Annotated in this window: 15 protein-coding genes; 10 read left to right on the top strand and 5 right to left on the bottom strand. The window is 65.0% G+C overall.

What is annotated here, in order from left to right; all coding sequences use genetic code 11:
* Positions 1-263: 263 nt before the first annotated feature.
* From ACVI1L_RS04900 to ACVI1L_RS04880, 5 genes are all read left to right on the top strand, one after another.
* Positions 264-2,048: a tetratricopeptide repeat protein gene (locus ACVI1L_RS04900; protein WP_456782424.1), complete on the top strand. Its 1,785-nt coding sequence runs from the start codon at positions 264-266 to the stop codon at positions 2,046-2,048.
* Between the two features lie 321 nt (positions 2,049-2,369).
* Entirely contained in the window at positions 2,370-3,257 is an 888-nt protein-coding gene (locus ACVI1L_RS04895; RefSeq protein WP_253589326.1) for a 4-(cytidine 5'-diphospho)-2-C-methyl-D-erythritol kinase, read from the top strand.
* A 445-nt stretch (positions 3,258-3,702) separates the two neighbouring features.
* Complete coding sequence (locus ACVI1L_RS04890) at positions 3,703-4,629, top strand: SMP-30/gluconolactonase/LRE family protein (protein ID WP_057019121.1); 927 nt, start codon at positions 3,703-3,705, stop codon at positions 4,627-4,629.
* A gap of 146 nt (positions 4,630-4,775) precedes the next feature.
* Positions 4,776-5,369: a GNAT family N-acetyltransferase gene (locus ACVI1L_RS04885; RefSeq protein WP_057019122.1), complete on the top strand. Its 594-nt coding sequence runs from the start codon at positions 4,776-4,778 to the stop codon at positions 5,367-5,369.
* 28 nt (positions 5,370-5,397) lie between these two features.
* Positions 5,398-7,041, top strand: coding sequence for a GMC family oxidoreductase (locus ACVI1L_RS04880; protein WP_057019123.1), 1,644 nt, complete (start codon positions 5,398-5,400; stop codon positions 7,039-7,041).
* Between the two features lie 171 nt (positions 7,042-7,212).
* Here the strand turns inward: ACVI1L_RS04880 and ACVI1L_RS04875 are convergent, their stop codons facing one another.
* Both ACVI1L_RS04875 and ACVI1L_RS04870 read right to left on the bottom strand, forming a co-directional pair.
* On the bottom strand, positions 7,213-8,715 hold the full coding sequence (locus tag ACVI1L_RS04875) for a flavin-containing monooxygenase (protein WP_057019124.1): 1,503 nt from the start codon (positions 8,713-8,715) through the stop codon (positions 7,213-7,215).
* A gap of 90 nt (positions 8,716-8,805) precedes the next feature.
* Positions 8,806-9,648 (bottom strand): AAA family ATPase, encoded by an 843-nt coding sequence (locus ACVI1L_RS04870; RefSeq protein ID WP_016847781.1) that lies wholly within the window; start codon positions 9,646-9,648, stop codon positions 8,806-8,808.
* Positions 9,649-10,013: 365 nt separating this feature from the next.
* On the opposite strand from ACVI1L_RS04870, the gene ACVI1L_RS04865 reads away from it, so the two are divergent.
* From ACVI1L_RS04865 to sseA, 3 genes are all read left to right on the top strand, one after another.
* The gene (locus tag ACVI1L_RS04865) at positions 10,014-11,189 is read left to right on the top strand and encodes a vWA domain-containing protein (RefSeq protein WP_016847779.1); all 1,176 of its coding nucleotides are present in this window, start codon (positions 10,014-10,016) and stop codon (positions 11,187-11,189) included.
* 132 nt (positions 11,190-11,321) lie between these two features.
* Positions 11,322-11,735: a rhodanese-like domain-containing protein gene (locus tag ACVI1L_RS04860; protein WP_016847778.1), complete on the top strand. Its 414-nt coding sequence runs from the start codon at positions 11,322-11,324 to the stop codon at positions 11,733-11,735.
* A gap of 99 nt (positions 11,736-11,834) precedes the next feature.
* Positions 11,835-12,692: a 3-mercaptopyruvate sulfurtransferase gene (gene sseA / locus ACVI1L_RS04855; RefSeq protein ID WP_253607152.1), complete on the top strand. Its 858-nt coding sequence runs from the start codon at positions 11,835-11,837 to the stop codon at positions 12,690-12,692.
* Positions 12,693-12,709: 17 nt separating this feature from the next.
* On the opposite strand, the gene ACVI1L_RS04850 is transcribed toward sseA, so the two are convergent.
* The gene (locus tag ACVI1L_RS04850; protein ID WP_456782423.1) at positions 12,710-13,555 is read right to left on the bottom strand and encodes a hypothetical protein; all 846 of its coding nucleotides are present in this window, start codon (positions 13,553-13,555) and stop codon (positions 12,710-12,712) included.
* 329 nt (positions 13,556-13,884) lie between these two features.
* Between ACVI1L_RS04850 and ACVI1L_RS04845 the strand changes: the two genes are divergently transcribed.
* Both ACVI1L_RS04845 and ACVI1L_RS04840 read left to right on the top strand, forming a co-directional pair.
* Positions 13,885-15,129 (top strand): L,D-transpeptidase, encoded by a 1,245-nt coding sequence (locus tag ACVI1L_RS04845; RefSeq protein WP_253625588.1) that lies wholly within the window; start codon positions 13,885-13,887, stop codon positions 15,127-15,129.
* 102 nt (positions 15,130-15,231) lie between these two features.
* Positions 15,232-15,975 (top strand): DUF4336 domain-containing protein, encoded by a 744-nt coding sequence (locus tag ACVI1L_RS04840; RefSeq protein ID WP_456782422.1) that lies wholly within the window; start codon positions 15,232-15,234, stop codon positions 15,973-15,975.
* Between the two features lie 18 nt (positions 15,976-15,993).
* Here ACVI1L_RS04840 and ACVI1L_RS04835 read toward each other — a convergent pair whose 3' ends face one another.
* Together ACVI1L_RS04835 and ACVI1L_RS04830 are read right to left on the bottom strand one after the other, a co-directional pair.
* The gene (locus ACVI1L_RS04835; RefSeq protein ID WP_456782421.1) at positions 15,994-16,956 is read right to left on the bottom strand and encodes a D-2-hydroxyacid dehydrogenase family protein; all 963 of its coding nucleotides are present in this window, start codon (positions 16,954-16,956) and stop codon (positions 15,994-15,996) included.
* 117 nt (positions 16,957-17,073) lie between these two features.
* Entirely contained in the window at positions 17,074-17,319 is a 246-nt protein-coding gene (locus ACVI1L_RS04830) for a hypothetical protein (RefSeq protein WP_057019128.1), read from the bottom strand.
* Between the last annotated feature and the right edge of the window lie 48 nt (positions 17,320-17,367).

Here is a 17,367-nt window from a genome sequence, read left to right as displayed (position 1 = left end):
CGCGCGCGAATATGCCCGGCCCGGTCACGATACCGCCATAGTGGAAGCGTCTTGCGGGGGCTGGCTGGATCGGCGGGCCTAAAGGCCTAATCTGCCAATTGATTCGTCATGGGTTGCCTTTGGGCGATCCTTGCGGATGAGCGCCAAAAGCGGCATTGTCCCCCGCCGTGATGCCGCCGCTTGGGTTCGCATTTTGAGACTGATCGCAAGATCTTGGCCATAAAATCCATCTTGGCGTAAATCCCTGGAGCAAGGCGACCGTGATGCTGTCCACCCGATTCCACCGCCTGACGATTGCCGTTTTCGCTGCCGCAGCCCTTGCCGTGCCTGCGCAGCTTGCAGCGCAAACGCCGGACCATCCGACCGACAATACCGCGCAATTCCCGTCCAAGAACGACCTGAAGTCGCTGACCACCGCCGGCAGCTATCTCGCCGCCCGCCACGCCAGCGTCGAGCGCGATGCGACCTCGGCCGCGACGTTCTACCGCTCGGCGCTGCGCACCGACCCGAAGAATTCCGAGCTGCTCGACCGCGCCTTCATCTCCTCGCTCGCCGACGGCGACATCGAGGAGGCGGTCAAGCTTGCCGACCGCATCCTGACCCAGGACAAGGCCAACCGCGTCGCGCGCCTGGTCGTCGGCGTGCGCGATCTCAAGCTGAAGAAATATGCCGCCGCGCAGTCCAACATCAACCAGTCGGTGCGCGGCCCGATCACCGATCTCGTCGCGACGCTGCTGTCGGCCTGGGCCGCCTATGGCGCCGGCGACAGCAAGGCCGCGGTTGCCTCGATCGACAAGCTGACCGGCCCCGAGTGGTACCCGATCTTCAAGGACCTGCATGCCGGCATGATCTATGAGCTGTCCGGCAAGGAGAAGGATGCCGGCGCCCGCTTCGAGCGCGTCTACAAGCTCGACGATTCGATGCTGCGCACGGTCGACGAATATGCGCGCTGGACCTCGCGCAACAAGGACGCGGCCGCCGCGACCGCGATGTACGAGGCCTTCGACAAGAAGCTGCCGCGTCACCCGCTGGTGCTGGAAGGCATCAAGGAGACCAAGGCCGGCAAGAAGCTGCCGCCGCTGGTCGAGTCGCCGCAGGCCGGCGCGGCCGAGGCGCTCTACGGCATCGGCGCGACGCTGACCCGCCGCGGCGGCGAGGACCTCGCGCTGGTCTATCTGCAGCTCGCGCTCTATCTGCAGCCCAACCATCCGCTGGCGCTGCTGTCGCTCGCCGATCTCTATGAATCGGTGAAGAAGCCGCAGATGGCGATCAAGGTCTATGAGCGGATGCCGGCGTCCTCGCCGCTCAAGCGCAACGCGCAGATCCAGCTCGCGACCAATCTCGATGCCGCCGACCGCAGCGACGAGGCGATCAAGATCCTCAAGGAAGTCACATCGGATCAGCCGAAGGACATCGAGGCGATCCTGGCGCTCGGCAATATCGAGCGCGGCCGCAAGAAGTTCGCCGACTGCGCCACCACCTATTCGCAGGCGATCGACGCACTGCCGGCCGGCGGCGACAAGAACGCCTGGGTCACCTATTACTATCGCGGCATCTGCGAGGAGCGCTCCAAGCAGTGGAACAAGGCCGAGGCCGACATGCGCAAGGCGCTCGAGCTGCAGCCCGAGCAGCCGCATGTGCTGAACTATCTCGGTTATTCCTGGATCGACCAGGGCATCAACCTCGACGAAGGCATGAAGATGATTAAGCGTGCCGTCGATCAGCGCCCCGACGACGGCTACATCGTGGACTCGCTCGGCTGGGCCTATTACCGGATCGGCAATTACGAGGAGGCGGTGAAGAACCTCGAGCGCGCGATCGATCTGAAGCCGGAAGATCCGACCATCAACGACCATCTCGGCGACGCTTACTGGCGCGTCGGCCGCACCCTGGAAGCCAAGTTCCAGTGGGCGCATGCCCGCGACCTCAAGCCCGAGCCGGAAGAGCTGCCGAAGATCCAGGCCAAGATCGACAACGGCCTGCCGGACGACACCTCCAACGCCGCCGCTGCCGAGAAGAAGAAGGACGACGACGGCAAGGGTGGCTGAGCGGCGGTCGTCGCGCTGCATCTTCATAAAATACCGTGATGCCCGGGCAAAAGCGCGAAGCGCGTCTTCGCGCAAGATGTCCCGGGCATTGACGTTTGCCCGTCATGGCCGGGCTTGACCCGGCCATCCATCCCTTCGAGAAATTCGTTCTTGGTTGATAGATGCCCGGGTCATAAGCGAGCGGAAGCGACGCCGTCCTTCAGACGGCTATGCCCGGGCATGACGAGTCATGGCGGAATTTCCATCCAAACAAAGGGATAGGATCGTACGGCGATTTACGCTAATCGCATCACGATGTTTGTTTTTTAGGGGTTTATCGCCGTGCCGGCGCTGATTGAAGAAGGGCGTGCCAAGGTCAACCTGACGCTGAAGGTTGTCGGGCGGCGCGTCGACGGGTTTCACGACTTGGAGAGCGTCGTCGCGTTTGCCGATTGCGCCGATCGCCTGATGCTCGAGCCGGGACCCGAGCTGTCGCTTTCGATGGCGGGGCCGCTGGCCGATGCCTGCGGCGACACCTCTGACAATCTGGTGCTGAAGGCCGCGCGGCTGCTCGGCGAGCGCGTCGCGGACCTCGAGGTCGGCCACTTCACGCTGGAGAAGGTGCTGCCGGTTGCGGCCGGCATCGGCGGCGGCTCGGCGGACGCCGCGGCGGCGCTGCGGCTGTTGGCGCGGCTCAATGAGCTCTCGCTCGACGATAGCCGGATCATGGAGGTCGCGCTGCAGACCGGCGCCGACGTGCCGGTGTGCGTCGCCTCGCGGGCCTGCGACATGACCGGCGTCGGCGAAGGCCTGCTGCCGCTCGACCTGCCGAAAATGCCGTGCGTGCTGGTCAATCCGCGCGTGCCGGTTGCGACCAGGGACGTCTTCAATGCGCTCGGCCTGCGCAATGGCGAGCTCCTGATCGGCGCCACCGACGTCGTGATGCAGGCGCCGTCATGGCCGGAAGCCGGCCGCGCGATCGACGATTGGATCGCGGCGCTGGAGCGCGGCACCAACGATCTCGAAGCCCCCGCGGCGCGTATTGAGCCCGTCATCAGTGACGTGCTGTCCGCGCTGCGTGAGACCCGGGGCGTTCGTCTGGTGCGCATGTCGGGCTCGGGCGCGACCTGCTTTGCCGTGTTCGGAACCGACGCCGACGCCGAGGCGGCCGGCGAACAACTTCGCGCCGGTCACCCCGGCTGGTGGGTGCATGCGGGCACGCTGAGCTAGCGCGCGCCCATTCTCTCTCCGTCATTCCGAGGCTCGCGCCAGGAGGCGCGCCCTCAGGCGCGCAATTGCGCACTGGGGAATGACGACGGAGAGGGTGCGACAAAACAACCCGACGGGCAACTCAGCAAAACCTGTCAATCCTCGCGCGCGAAAATATTTCGCTTTATCCGAAGCGCGAAGCTCGGACAGTGTCGCGAGAACGCGGAAGTTTGACTCACTGACCGTGCCACCTATTCGGTGTCGTCCCTGCCTAGTGCGCAATTGCGCACTAGGCAGGGACGACAGGGGCATTTGCGGCGCGCCCATCCCGCCCCAACGCCGGGCAGCCTTGCGGGGCCATTGCTTGGCAAGCCAAACCCCGTTTGCCATAACAGGACGAAACAACAACGTTGCGCGTGCGGGGCCGTTCGGAATCCGCCTGCAGCCAAAGAGCCGGGAGGATGCCATGGCCAATATCCGAGTTCTCGCCACCGATCTGGAGTTTCCCGAAGGTCCCGTCGTCATGCCCGACGGTTCGGTCGTGCTGGTCGAAATCCGCGGCCAGCGGCTGACGCGGGTCTATCCCGACGGGCGCAAGGAGATCGTCGCCAAGGTGCCGGGCGGCCCGAACGGCGCGGCGCTCGGTCCCGACGGCAAGATGTACATCTGCAACAATGGCGGCTTCTCCTGGATTCCGACCCGCAACATGATCATGCCGGGGCCGCAGCCCGAGGATTATCTCGGCGGCTCGATCCAGCGCGTCGATCTGCAATCCGGCAAGGTCGAGACCGTGGTGACTAAATGCGGCGAGCACGCGCTGCGCGGGCCGAATGACCTGGTGTTCGACAGGCAGGGTGGCCTGTGGTTCTCCGACCTCGGCAAGCGCCGCGCCCGCGACATGGATGTCGGCGCGTTCTATTATCTGAAGCCCGGCATGAACGAGATCGTCGAGGCCGTGCACGGCATCCTGCCAGCCAACGGCATCGGCCTGTCGCCGGACGAGAAGACCGTCTACATCGCGGAGACGCCGACCGCGCGGCTGTGGGCGTATGAAGTTTCCGAGCCCGGCACCGTCAAGCCGCGCGACGTGATCTATCGCGGCGAGCGCGGCAAGCCGATCGCCGGCCTCGGCGGCTACCAGATGTTCGACTCGCTCGCGGTCGAGGCATCGGGCAATGTCTGCGTCGCGACGCTGGTGTCGGGCTGCATCTCGGTGATCGCGCCCGACGGCACCGTGGTCGAGCAGGTGCCGACCGGCGACCGCGTCACCACCAACATCGCCTTCGGCGGCCCCGAGCTGAAGACCGCCTACATCACGCTGTCGGGCAAGGGCGAGCTGATCGCGATGGACTGGCCGCGGCCGGGATTGCCGCTGAATTTTCTGAATAGATGACGATTGCGGTTCGCGAAGCGCAATCGTCATTCCGGGATGGTGCGAAGCGCCAGACCCGGAATCTCGAGATTCCCCGATGCGCAATTGCGCATCTGAGATTCGATGCTGCGCATCGCCCCGGAATGACAAAGATGGAGAGATCTCGAATGCCCTGGCTTGAACCGGTCACCCTTCGCGGCGCGCATGCGCGGCTGGAGCCGTTGTCCCACGATCATCGCGACGGGCTGGTCGAGGCGGTGAAGGACGGCGAGCTGTCAAAGCTCTGGTACACCGCGATCCCGCAGCCGGAGAACATGGCCAAGGAGATCGACCGCCGGCTCGGCCTGCAAAAGGCCGGATCGATGCTGCCGTTCACGGTGTTCGACGCCGACGGCAAGATTTCCGGCATGACGACCTACATGAACGTCGACACGTCGAACCGTCGCGTTGAGATCGGCTCGACCTGGTACGCCAAGCGTGTGCAGCGCAGCGCGGTCAATACGCAGTGCAAACTGCTACTGCTGATCCATGCCTTCGAGAAGCTTGATTGCATCGCGGTCGAGTTCCGCACGCATTTCTTCAATCACCAGAGCCGGCGTGGCATCGAGCGGCTGGGTGCGAAGCAGGACGGCATTCTGCGCAGCCATCAGATCGCGCCCAACGGCACGTTGCGCGACACCGTGGTTTACAGCATCATCGCCAGCGAATGGCCGACGGTGAAGGCGCATCTGACCTATCAACTCAACGAAAAGCCGCGCTGACACGATAGTCGGCGCCAGAAACGAGACGATGGAAACGTTCGATTATGTGATCATCGGCGCAGGCTCCGCCGGGAGCGTGCTGACCAACCGCTTGAGTGAAGACGCAGGCACCAAGGTGTGCGTGCTCGAGGCGGGGCCGAGCGACTGGCATCCCTACATCCATCTGCCGGCCGGCTTCATCAAGACCTTCCATATGAAGAGCGTGAACTGGGCCTATCAGCAGGAGGTGGGTCCCTACACCGGCGGGCGCAGCATCTATGCGCCGCGCGGCAAGACGCTCGGCGGCTCGTCCTCGATCAACGGCCACATTTATAATCGCGGCCAGCGCCAGGATTTCGACACCTGGGCGCAGCTCGGCAATCGCGGCTGGGGCTATCCTGACGTGCTGCCCTATTTCCGGCGCATGGAGAGGCGGATCGGCGAGGGCGACGACACCTATCGCGGCCGCGACGGCAACCTCACCGTCACCACCATGGACTGGCAGGATCCACTCTGCGAGGCCTTCATGGCAGGCGCGGTCAGCCTCGGCATTCCGCGCAATCCTGATTACAACGGCCAGATACAGGAAGGCGTGTCGTACTGCCAGCGCACCATCCGAAACGGCCGCCGGGTCAGCGCCGCGACCGCGTTCCTGCATCCGGCGCGGCGGCGGCCCAATGTCGATGTGCGCACGCATGCGCATGTCACCGGCATCATCTTCGAGGGCAAGCGCGCGGTCGGCGTGCGCTACAACCGCGGCGGCAAGCACGGCGATCCCCTGGAGATCCGCGTCACCAAGGAGGTCATCCTCTCCGGCGGCGCCTACAACTCGCCGCAGCTGTTGCAGCTCTCCGGCGTCGGCGCGCCTGAGCTGTTGCAGGCGCACGGCATCGAGGTGCGCCACGCGCTGCCGGGCGTCGGCGAAGGTTTGCAGGATCATTACGCGCCGCGCTCGGTGGCGCGGGTCAAGAACATCAGGACCATCAACGAGCTTCGCCGCGGCTTCAGCCTGTGGGGCGAGGCGATCAAATGGGCGACGACGCGGCGCGGCCTGCTGTCGCTGTCGCCTACCATGGTCTACTGTTTCTGGCATTCCGGCGAGACCACCGAGAGCTCCGATCTGCAGCTCACCTTCACGCCGGCGAGCTACAAGGAAGGCGTGCAGGGCCAGCTCGAGGACGAGCCCGGCATGACGGTGGCGTCATGGCAGCAGCGGCCGGAGAGCCGCGGCTATGTCCGGATCCGCTCCGCCGATCCGTTCGCGCCGCCGATCATCCAGACCAACTACCTCGCCGAGGAGATCGACCGCCGCGTCGTCGTCGCCGGCATGAAGCTGGCGCGCCGGCTGCTCGCCTCCGAGCCGCTCAGTCCGTATTACGCCTATGAGGACTTTCCGGGCCCGAAGGTCACGAGCGACGACGAACTGCTCGCGGCCGCGACCGAGCGCGGCACCACCACCTTCCATCCCGGCTGCACCTGCCGGATGGGACCGGCGGACGCGCCGTGGGCGGTGGTCGACGACCAGCTTCGGGTCCATGGCATGGAGGGCCTGCGCGTGATCGACGCCTCGATCATGCCGCGGATGATCTCAGCCAATCTCAACGCCTCGACCTTGATGATCGCCGACAAGGCCTCCGACATGATCCGCGGCAAGGCACCCGAGGCGGCTGCGAAGCTGCCGGAGTATGCGTGACGGAATAGAGGCGTACGCGATGTTGCTTTTTGATCAGCGCGCTGTGTCTAACACCGTCATGCTGAGGAGGCCGCGAAGCGGCCGTCTCGAAGCACGACGGCCCGAGTGGGGCCGTGCATCCTTCGAGACGCGCTACGCGCTCCTCAGGATGACGGGACTAATATCAGGAGCTCAGCCGTAGACGAACGCCTTGTCCTTGAGGTCGATCGCCGGGAATTCGTCCTTCTCGGCCCAGTAATCCTGGTTGTGCTGCCACTCCGGCTTGTCGCCGCGCTTCGGCAAGAGGTGCATGCCGCGCATCATGTAGCCGGGGTTGAAGTTCTCCGGATCGATCCACGGCAGCAGCGGCATGTTGTGGTCTTCGGGGCGCAGTTCCGGCGTCACCTTGTTCGCGCCGGTCGCCTTCATGTGCTGCAGCAGGCGGCAGACGAAGTCGCCGACCAGATCGACGCGCAAGGTCCAGCTGGCGCGGAAATAGCCGAACACCCAGACGAGGTTCGGCACGCCGGTGAACATCATGCCGCGATAGGTCACGGTATCGGCGAAGTCGAGCGGCTTGCCGTCGATCTCGAAGTCGATGCCGCCGTTGGCGGAGAGGTGGAAGCCGGTCGCGGTGATAATGATGTCGGCCTCGAGCTGCTTGCCGGACTTGAGCAGGATGCCCGTCTCGGTGAAGCGGTCGATCTCGTCGGTGACGACCGACGCCTTGCCGCCCTTGATGGCGTGGAACAGGTCGGCATCCGGCACGAAGGCGATGCGCTGCCGCCACGGCCGGTAGCTCGGCGTGAAGTGGGTGGCAATGTCGTAGTCCTTGCCGAGGACGGCTTCGACCGCCGCCAGCAGGTCCTTCTTGGCGCCCTCGGGCTCGGCGAAGGTCCGCCTGGTGAAGGCGTCCTGCTCGAACAGTATCTTGCGGCGGGTGATCTCGTGGATCCAGTGCTCGTCGACCTGCAGCCTGCGCAGCTCCTCGGCGATCTCGATGGCGTTGCGGCCGGTGCGGAAATAGGTCGGCGAACGCTGCAGCATGGTGACATGGCCGGCATCCTTGGCCATCGCCGGGATCAGGGTCGCGGCGGTGGCGCCGGAGCCGATCACGACCACGCGCTTGCCCTTGTAGTCGAGGTCGTCGGGCCAGGTCTGCGGATGCACGACGGTGCCCTTGAACTTCGCCATGTCGGTCCATTCGGGCGTATAGCCCGCGTCGTGGCGATAATAACCCTGGCACATCCAGAAGAAGTTGGTGGTGAAGCGCAGCCGCTCGCCGGTGTCGATGCGCGTCGCATCGATGGTCCAGAGATTGGTTTCGTTCGACCACTTCGCCGCGGTGATGGTGTGGCGATAGCGGATGTGACGGGCGATGTCGTTCTCCTCGATCACCTCGCCCATGTACTTCAGGATCTCGGCCGCGGTCGCGATCGGCGCGCTGGTCCACGGCTTGAAGCGATAGCCGAAGGTGTGCAGGTCGCTGTCGGAGCGGATGCCGGGATAGCGGTGGGTGGACCAGGTACCGCCAAAAGTCTTCTGCGTCTCCAGCACCACGAAGCTGGTGCCGGGGCATTGCGTGGTGAGGTGGTAGGCGGCGCCGACGCCGGAGATGCCGGCGCCTGCGATCAGGACGTCGAAGTGCTCTGTCGTGACGGGCTCGGCGGCCCGGATCTGGGTTTGGACGTTCATCTTCCCTGGTCTTCTTGCTTGTTGGCTTGTTTGTTGAGCTGCAGAAGCAAAACGCCGGAGCCATCGCCCCGGCGTTTGCCGATATCGGAACTAGACTTCGCGGCGGCTGAGGAAAGCGAGCCGCTCGAACAGATGCACGTCCTGCTCGTTCTTGAGCAGCGCGCCATGCAGCGGCGGGATCAGCTTGCGCGGATCGCGCTCGCGCAGCATCTCGGGGGTGATGTCCTCGTTCAACAGCAGCTTGAGCCAGTCGAGCAGTTCCGAGGTCGAGGGCTTCTTCTTCAGGCCCGGCACCTCGCGGACTTCGAAGAAGATCCGCAGCGCCTCTTCCACCAGGCGCTTCTTGATACCGGGGAAATGCACGTCGACGATCTTGCCCATCGTCTCGTTGTCGGGGAACTTGATGTAGTGGAAGAAGCAGCGGCGCAGGAAGGCGTCCGGCAGTTCCTTCTCATTGTTCGACGTGATCATCACGATCGGGCGCAGCTTCGCCTTGATGGTCTCGCCGGTCTCGTAGACGTGGAATTCCATGCGGTCGAGTTCGAGCAGCAGATCGTTGGGGAATTCGATGTCGGCCTTGTCGATCTCGTCGATCAGCAGCACCGGGCGCTTCTCGTTGGTGAAGGCCTCCCACAGCTTGCCGCGCTTGATGTAGTTCTTGATGTCGGACACGCGGGCGTCGCCGAGCTGGCTGTCGCGCAGTCGCGAGACGGCATCGTATTCGTAGAGGCCCTGCTGCGCCTTGGTGGTCGACTTGATGTGCCAGGTCAAAAGCGGCGCGTCGATCGCCTTGGCGACTTCCTCGGCCAGTACGGTCTTGCCTGTGCCGGGCTCGCCCTTCACCAGCAGCGGGCGCTCGAGCACGATGGCGGCATTGACGGCGACCTTGAGGTCATCGGTGGCGACGTAGTCCTTGGTACCCGTGAATTTCATCTATCTGTTTGCCTTGCTTCGTTCGTCGGCGGCCCGGGCCCCCACACGAAACGACCGCTCTCGCAGCGGTCGCATGTCCTCTCCGATATCTTGTCCGGTACAATTCTAATTGAAAAAGCCGGGCGGTCTAGCGCGGATTCCGCAGCGCAGCGGTACCGATGTGGGCTTCCGCATGGAATGTCATGCATCATCTTTCCGCTCTGCGGAATGATCGCCGGCGTGGCGCGACCTTGCCGCGATGGCGCGGGCGCCGCCACGGACCGACGGCGGCGGAGGTAACCCGGTGAAAGTGGATGGCTGATCTCGGGATGAAGCACGGCCGGGGGCCCTTGACGCCACCGGCCCAGCGGGCGATCTAGGTGGGTATGTTCCTGCAGTTTTTCACATCGCTGCGCGACGCCCAGGTCCCCGTGACGCTACGGGAATATCTGACCTTGATGGAAGCGCTTGACGCCGATCTCGCCGAGCAGACGGTCGAGAACTTCTACTATTTGTCGCGCGCCGCGCTGGTGAAGGACGAACGCAATCTCGACAAGTTCGACCGCGTGTTCGGCACCGTGTTCAAGGGGCTCGAGAGCCTGCTCGACGCCATGGGCAAGGCGGAGATCCCCGAGGAGTGGCTGAAGAAGCTCGCGGAGAAATATCTCACCGAGGAAGAGAAGAAGCAGATCGAGGCCATGGGCTGGGACAAGCTCATGGAGACCCTGAAGAAGCGGCTCGAGGAACAGAAGGGCCGCCACCAGGGCGGCAGCAAGTGGATCGGCACCGCCGGCACCTCGCCGTTCGGCGCCCATGGCTATAATCCCGAGGGCGTGCGGATCGGGCAGGAGAAGAACCGCAACAACCGCGCCGTGAAGGTGTGGGACAAGCGCGAGTTCAAGGATCTCGACGGCAATGTCGAGCTCGGCATCCGCAACATCAAGGTGGCGCTGCGGCGGCTGCGCAAGTTCGCGCGCACCGGCGCGCCAGACGAGCTCGACCTCGACACCACGATCAAGGAGACCGCCAACCACGGCTATCTCGACGTGCACATGCGCCCCGAGCGGCGCAACGCGGTCAAGGTGCTGGTGTTCTTCGATATCGGCGGCTCGATGGATTCGCATATCGAGCAGGTCGAGGAACTGTTCTCGGCCGCCAAGAGCGAATTCAAGCACATGGAGTATTTCTACTTCCACAACTGCCTCTATGAAGGCGTCTGGAAGCAGAACAAGCGGCGCTTCACCGATCGCACGCCGACCTGGGACGTGCTGCACAAATATCCGCACGACTACAAGGTGGTGTTCGTGGGCGACGCCTCGATGTCGCCTTACGAGATCATGGTTCCCGGCGGCTCGGTCGAGCATGTCAATGAAGAGGCCGGCTCGGTCTGGCTCGATCGAATCATCCGCACCTATCCGCACGCGGTGTGGCTCAATCCGGTGGCGCAGAAGCACTGGGACTATTCGGAATCGACCACCATCATCCGCCGCCTGTTCTCCGAACGCATGTATCCGATCACGATCGAAGGTCTGGAGAACGCGATGCGGGAGTTGGTGCGGTAACCAATCCCGTCATTCCGGACGGTCCATGGGATCGATCCGGAATCTCGAGTTGATGAAATTCGATCGTCATTCCGGGTTCGATGCTGCCGCATCGCCCCAGAATGACGATCAAGAAAAGCCAGGGAGAGCCCCATGCCCCAGAACATCCACCGCGGCATCAAGGTGATGATCGACGAGGCCAATGCCGAGATCGAGACCATCAGCGCGGCCGACGCGATCACGCTGATCGGCAAGAACGACGTCGTCATCGTCGACATCCGCGATCCCCGCGAGATCGAGCGCGACGGCAAGATCCCCGGCGCGTTCTCCTGCACCCGCGGCATGCTGGAGTTCTGGATCGATCCGAACAGCCCCTATGCCAAGCCGATCTTCCAGGAAGACAAGAAGTTCATCTTCCACTGCGCCGGCGGCCTGCGCTCGGCGCTCGCCGCCAAGACCGCAAAGGACATGGGCCTGAAGCCGGTCGCGCATATGGGCGGCGGCTTTGCCGCCTGGCGCGAGGCCGGCGGGCCGATCGAGGCGTGGGAGCCGAAGAAGAAGGGCTAGGCAGGATGTCACACGCGGGCTTGACCCGCGTGTCCATCGCTTCAAGGCAAGATGGATTGCCGGATCAAGTCCGGCAATGACGATGGAGAAACACGCAAGATGACGATGACCGACGATCCGCTCGTTTCGACCGAATGGCTGGCTGCGCATCTCGGCGATGCCAACGTCAAGGTGCTCGACGCGACCTTCAAGCTGCCCGGCGTGCTGCCATTGCCGAAGGACGATTATCTCGCCGCGCATCTGCCGGGTGCTGTGTTCTTCGATGTCGACGCGGTGTCCGACCATGCCAATCCGCTGCCGCACATGTTTCCGAGCGCCGAGCAGTTCGGCCGCGACATCGGTGCGCTTGGCATCGGCAATGCCGACACCGTGGTGATCTACGATTCCGGCGGCTGGGTCGCGGCACCGCGCGCCTGGTGGATGTTCCTGTCCTATGGCCATCGCAACGTGCGCATTCTCAACGGCGGTTTGAAGAAGTGGCGCGCCGAGGGCAGGGCGGTCGAGAGCGGCGAGGTGAAGCCGAAGCCTGCGACCTTCAAGGCGAGCTACGATCCGCAGCGCGTGCGCAGCATCGAGCAGATGATCGCCAATGTCGAAAGCCGTGCCGAGCAGGTGATCGATGCGCGCGCCGCCGACCGCTTCGAAGGCCGCGCGCCGGAGCCGCGTCCGGGCATCCGCGCCGGCCACATCCCAGGCGCCCGCAACGTGCCCTACAACCAATTGTTCGATGCCGCGACCGGCGAGATGAAGCCGCTCGATGACCTGCGCAAGTCGTTCGCGGGCGCCGGCGTGAAGCTCGATGCGCCCATCGTCACGAGCTGCGGGTCCGGCGTCTCGGCCGGCGTGCTGACGCTTGCGCTCTACCGGCTCGGCGTCACCGAGAGCGCGCTCTATGACGGCTCGTGGTCGGAATGGGGGCAGGCGAGCGGCCCGCCGATCGCAACGGGGCCGGCCTGACAGGTCGTTCCTGCTTGCTAGCGCCGGTTGAGCGGCACCAGGGTCGGCTGGCCGAACGGATCGAGCTGCTGCTGCTGAACGACCTGCCGAACCGGCGGCGCGCGGACAATCCGCCGCCGCTCCTTGCGATGTGCCGGCTTGCTGACCGCGCTGCGCTCCGGCTTCTTCGCCTCAGCGGCCTTCGGCGCTACCGGCACTTCGACAACAACTTCGGGCCCGCCCAGCGTTGCGATCTTGGTCGCGGCCGCGATCGCCTCGGGTGATGGCGGCGGGGCGGGCTCCGGCGCTGCCATTGCGGGTGCCGGCGGCGGAAGCGCGGGCTCGCTGGGGGTAGGCGGATCGGCGACGGCGGCGACCTTGGCCTCCGTAGCTGCCGGTGCGGCTTCGGCGGCAGCGGGCGTCGGCTCCGATGCCGCCGAGGGATCTGCGGTCGGAGTCTGAGCCGCAGTGTCGGCGGATTGGGCCGGCGCCGGGGTCTCCGTGGCTTGGGCCTCCGGCTTCGGCGGAGCGGGTGGCACCGGATCATCCGCCGTCACGGCGGCGACCTTCTCCGGCTCGGCTGCAGGGGCGGCGATCTCAGCGGGAGCGGCCGGTTGTTCGGACGCGGCCGGCTCGGACGGGGCTGCCGGCGTATCGGTCGTCACCTTGTCGGCGGCGGGCGGATCGACCCGCACCATGGCAAGCACCGGCGGGGTCTCGGGCTGCTGCGCGAATTGCGGCTCGGGCGGCGGCGCCCGGCGGGCCGGAATGCTGGCGAACTCTTCATGCGCCGCGCGAAACAGCGCGGCTGCCCCTAACCCGAACACCAGAAGCGAAGTCGCCAGCACGATCGCGGCGAACAGAAAACGAAGGCCGGGGAGCATGGGCGCGGGTTCCCCCTTCTGCGGGAGGGTCTTCGATGTCGAGGGAACGCGGTGACCACACAAGAAAGCCGGCGTCGCGAGCGCGAATCAGGCCGATTCGAAGATATCGCAACGTCCCGGGACTGTTTGTTACAAAATGCGGGTGATTGATGACTTTGGCCACGTGGACAAACATTCCCGACCCGTGAGACATCTTTGCCGCAGCGTTGACGCGAAATCACAAAAGGCCCGGAATAGCCCGGGTTTCGCGGATTTGTCTTGAATGCGCCGCTATCTTCCTGCATTGGGCCGTTAACAGTCCGGTGTGGCTTGGGGACTATAACAGAGCAATGATGATCAACCGCATTCTGACGATTTGCGCTGCCGCGGCTCTCGGCGTGGCAGGAACCTCGCTTGCGCATGCGCAGCAGGGTTATCCGGCGCCCCAAGGCACCGCCTATTCGACGGCGCCCCAGCCCTACCCCCAGGGCAGCATGCCGGATTTCGACGCACTCAATGACGATGACGGGCAGGATTCGGCTGCATTGCCGCCGCCCGGCCCGGTGCTGTCGCCGAACGACCCGCGCTATGGCCGTCCGGCGAATGCGCCCGCCTATTCCGATCGTGGCGCGCCGACCGGCCCAGTGATGTCGCCGGACGATCCGCGCTATGGCCGCCCGATGAATGCTCCTCCGGTCTATTCCGACCGTGGCGCGCCGACTGGGCCGGTGATGTCGCCCGATGATCCCCGCTATGGCCGTCCGATGGGGCCGCCGCCGGTGATCTACGGCGATCGTGTGGGTGCGCAACAAGCCAATCGCGACAATGGCGTTCCGGCCGCCGGTGTTTCCTACGGCGACGACCGCGGCGGCATGCGTCCGCCCGAGGGCGTTACCGGAGCCGTGCCGCAGCAGCAGGCGCCGGTTGATGCCAACGGCAAGCCGGTGCAGATCGCGGCGCTGCCGCCGGACGAGCAGCCAGAAGACGCCCCGGCGCAACTGCCGCCGAAACTGCGTCGCCAGGAAGTGTCGTTCGCGACCAAGGAGCCGGCAGGCACGATCGTTGTCGATACGTCGAACACCTACCTCTATTACATCCTGGGCAACGGCCGGGCGATCCGTTACGGCGTCCGTGTCGGCCGCGACGGCTTCACCTGGACCGGCGTGCAGAAGATCACCCGTAAGGCCGAGTGGCCGGATTGGCATCCGCCGACCGAGATGATCGAGCGTCAGCCCTATCTGCCGCGCTTCATGGCCGGCGGACCCGGCAACCCGCTCGGCGCCCGCGCGATGTATCTCGGCTCGACCGTGTACCGTATTCACGGCACCAACCAGCCGTCGACCATCGGCAAGTTCGTCTCGTCGGGCTGCATCGGCATGCTGAACGAGGACGTCTCCGACCTGTTCGAGCGTGCCAAGGTCGGCACCCGCGTGGTTGTGCTGCCCGGTGGTCCGCCGCCGGGAACGGCGACGGCTTCTGCCGCGCCCGCGAACCCGATGGCTCCCTCTGCGGCCCAGGCTCAGGCGGCCGCGCCGCTGCCCGGCACGCAGCCGACCACGGTGCAGCCGCTGCCCGCACCGGTGACGGTGCGCTAGGCCAACCGGCAAGTTCATCATTGAAAAAGGCGCGCGAACAGCGCGCCTTTTTTTGTTGCAACAAGCCGCGCATTTCGACGTTGCAGCTTGGGAAGCAATGCGATGCAGGACGTCTGCGAGACCTATCCGCCGCTGAATGCGCCAAAGCCTGTCGCCGATGACGTATGGATGATCGATGGACCGATCATCCGGTTCGATCCGCGCTGGTTCAAGATGCCGTTTCCAACGCGCGCGACGATCGTTCGTCTGCCGGGTGGGCGGCTGTTCATTCACTCGCCGACACCATTGCTGGCCGAGCTCAAGGCCGCAATCGTTGAGCTGGGCGTACCGCGCTGGATCATCGGTCCGAACCGTCTGCATTACTGGTGGATTCCGCAATGGAATGCTGCCTATCCCGACGCGCGCATCTTCCTTGCGCCCGGGATCAAGCAACAGGCGGACAATCGGCTGACCTTCGAAGGCGAGCCACTGGAACGATCATCCGGCTATCCCTGGGATGAGTGGATCGCGACGCTGCCGGTGGCAGGCAGCTACATGACGGAGGTCGTGTTCTTCCATCTGCCGTCGCGGACATTGCTGCTGACGGACCTGATCGAGAATTTTGAGGCCGGACGAGTCCGCTCGCCGTTGATGCGGTTCCTGGTCTGGCTCGGCGGCGTGCGCGATCCCGACGGCAGCACGCCAACCGATCTGCGCTCGACCTTCCTGCAGGACAGGGACGCGATGAAGGCCGCCGTCGCCCGCATGATCGAATGGGATCCGGAGCGGATCATTCTCGCCCACGGGCGCTGGTACGACCGGGACGGCCGCGCCGAGCTCGAACGCGCGTTCCGCTGGCTCGGCTAGCCGCAGTGTATGCTGCTGTCAGGCCAGGCGCCGCGGCGACTCGTTGCCCTTGGTGAAGGCATCGATGCACTCGACCATCTGCTGATAGTGCGCCTGCAAGCTCTCGCGCGTCGCATAGCCGAGATGCGGCGTGATCACGACGTTGTCGAGCTTGCGCAGCGGATGATCCGACGGCAGCGGCTCGACCGAGAACACGTCGATGCCGGCGCCGGCGATCGTCTTGTCGCGCAGCGCCGCGAACAGGGCGTCCTCATCGACGATCGGCCCGCGCGCGGTGTTGACGAGATAGGCCGATGGCTTCATGCGGGCGAGATCGGCGGCGCCGACCAGTCCGCGCGAGCGCGGGCTCAGCACGACATGGATGGTGATGATGTCTGATGTCGCGAACAGCTCGTCCTTGCTGGCATAGCCGACGCCGGCCTCCTTGCACTTCTCGGGCGTCAGATTGGGACTCCAGGCGATGACGTTCATGCCGAACACCTTGGCCATGCCGGCGACCTTGCTGCCGAGCTTGCCGAGGCCGATGATGCCGAGCGTCTTGCCCTCGATCTCGGTACCGGCAAAGGTCTGCCAGGCCTCGCCGGCGTGCATGCGCGCATTCTCGCGGCCGATGCCGCGCGTCAGTTCCAGGATCAGGCCCATGGTCAGCGGCGCGGTGGGATCGCGGCTATATTGGGTGCCGCACAACACCACCTTGCGGTTCTTGGCGGCCTCCATGTCGATCGCCGCGTTGCGCATGCCTGACGTGATCAGGAGCTGCAGCCTGGGCAGCGCGTCGAGCAGGCTCTTCGGGAACGGGGTGCGCTCGCGCATCGCGCAGATGATCTCGAAATCCTTCAGCTTCGTCGCCGCTTCCGCCTCGCTCGCGAACGGCTTGTCGAACACGGTGACGTCGACCCGGTCCTTGACCTTCGGCCAGTCGGCCACCGAAAGCGCGATGTCAAAATAGTCGTCGAGGATTGCACAGCGGAGCCGCGTCATCGGGGAGGTCCATTCAGGGTGAGGACGACGGCGGGAGATCAACCGTCGGGATACCCGTCATGGTCGCGCGCAATCGGCAGGCGCGCAAGCGGCCGCGGTTTCAAAAAGCGGCGATTGTCACACGCGCGGCGACGGCTTCTTCGTGGCGCGGATATCGGCGAGCATCGAGCGGACCGCCGGCGACAGCGCCATCTGCTTGGCACGGCAGGCCGGACCCGGGCCGCGCATATAGTGCAGTTCCGGCCGGTAGGGATTGAAAGCCTTGGCGACGAAGGCGCGCCAAAAGGCGCGGAATTCGGCGAACAGCGTCGCCTCGCCTTTGGTCGTCGGGCGCGGAAGGGGTGCTGAAATGATGGTAGCCATGACGTGGCCTCAACTGTTTTGGCCGCGGTTCTGCCGCGAAAATCGCCG

The organism is Bradyrhizobium sp. USDA 4516, assembly GCF_054055915.1.
This window is presented reverse-complemented; position numbering and strand designations above follow the sequence as displayed.

What these genes read in the sequence shown, in the direction of transcription:
- ACVI1L_RS04830 (WP_057019128.1), bottom strand. Translation starts at nt 17,319, where the DNA reads ATGGCTACCATCATTTCAGCACCCCTTCCGCGCCCGACGACCAAAGGC.
- sseA (WP_253607152.1), top strand. Translation starts at nt 11,835, where the DNA reads ATGACGATGACCGACGATCCGCTCGTTTCGACCGAATGGCTGGCTGCG.
- ACVI1L_RS04860 (WP_016847778.1), top strand. Translation starts at nt 11,322, where the DNA reads ATGCCCCAGAACATCCACCGCGGCATCAAGGTGATGATCGACGAGGCC.
- ACVI1L_RS04850 (WP_456782423.1), bottom strand. Translation starts at nt 13,555, where the DNA reads ATGCTCCCCGGCCTTCGTTTTCTGTTCGCCGCGATCGTGCTGGCGACT.
- ACVI1L_RS04865 (WP_016847779.1), top strand. Translation starts at nt 10,014, where the DNA reads ATGTTCCTGCAGTTTTTCACATCGCTGCGCGACGCCCAGGTCCCCGTG.
- ACVI1L_RS04840 (WP_456782422.1), top strand. Translation starts at nt 15,232, where the DNA reads ATGCAGGACGTCTGCGAGACCTATCCGCCGCTGAATGCGCCAAAGCCT.
- ACVI1L_RS04890 (WP_057019121.1), top strand. Translation starts at nt 3,703, where the DNA reads ATGGCCAATATCCGAGTTCTCGCCACCGATCTGGAGTTTCCCGAAGGT.
- ACVI1L_RS04835 (WP_456782421.1), bottom strand. Translation starts at nt 16,956, where the DNA reads ATGACGCGGCTCCGCTGTGCAATCCTCGACGACTATTTTGACATCGCG.
- ACVI1L_RS04870 (WP_016847781.1), bottom strand. Translation starts at nt 9,648, where the DNA reads ATGAAATTCACGGGTACCAAGGACTACGTCGCCACCGATGACCTCAAG.
- ACVI1L_RS04875 (WP_057019124.1), bottom strand. Translation starts at nt 8,715, where the DNA reads ATGAACGTCCAAACCCAGATCCGGGCCGCCGAGCCCGTCACGACAGAG.
- ACVI1L_RS04885 (WP_057019122.1), top strand. Translation starts at nt 4,776, where the DNA reads ATGCCCTGGCTTGAACCGGTCACCCTTCGCGGCGCGCATGCGCGGCTG.
- ACVI1L_RS04900 (WP_456782424.1), top strand. Translation starts at nt 264, where the DNA reads ATGCTGTCCACCCGATTCCACCGCCTGACGATTGCCGTTTTCGCTGCC.
- ACVI1L_RS04880 (WP_057019123.1), top strand. Translation starts at nt 5,398, where the DNA reads ATGGAAACGTTCGATTATGTGATCATCGGCGCAGGCTCCGCCGGGAGC.
- ACVI1L_RS04845 (WP_253625588.1), top strand. Translation starts at nt 13,885, where the DNA reads ATGATGATCAACCGCATTCTGACGATTTGCGCTGCCGCGGCTCTCGGC.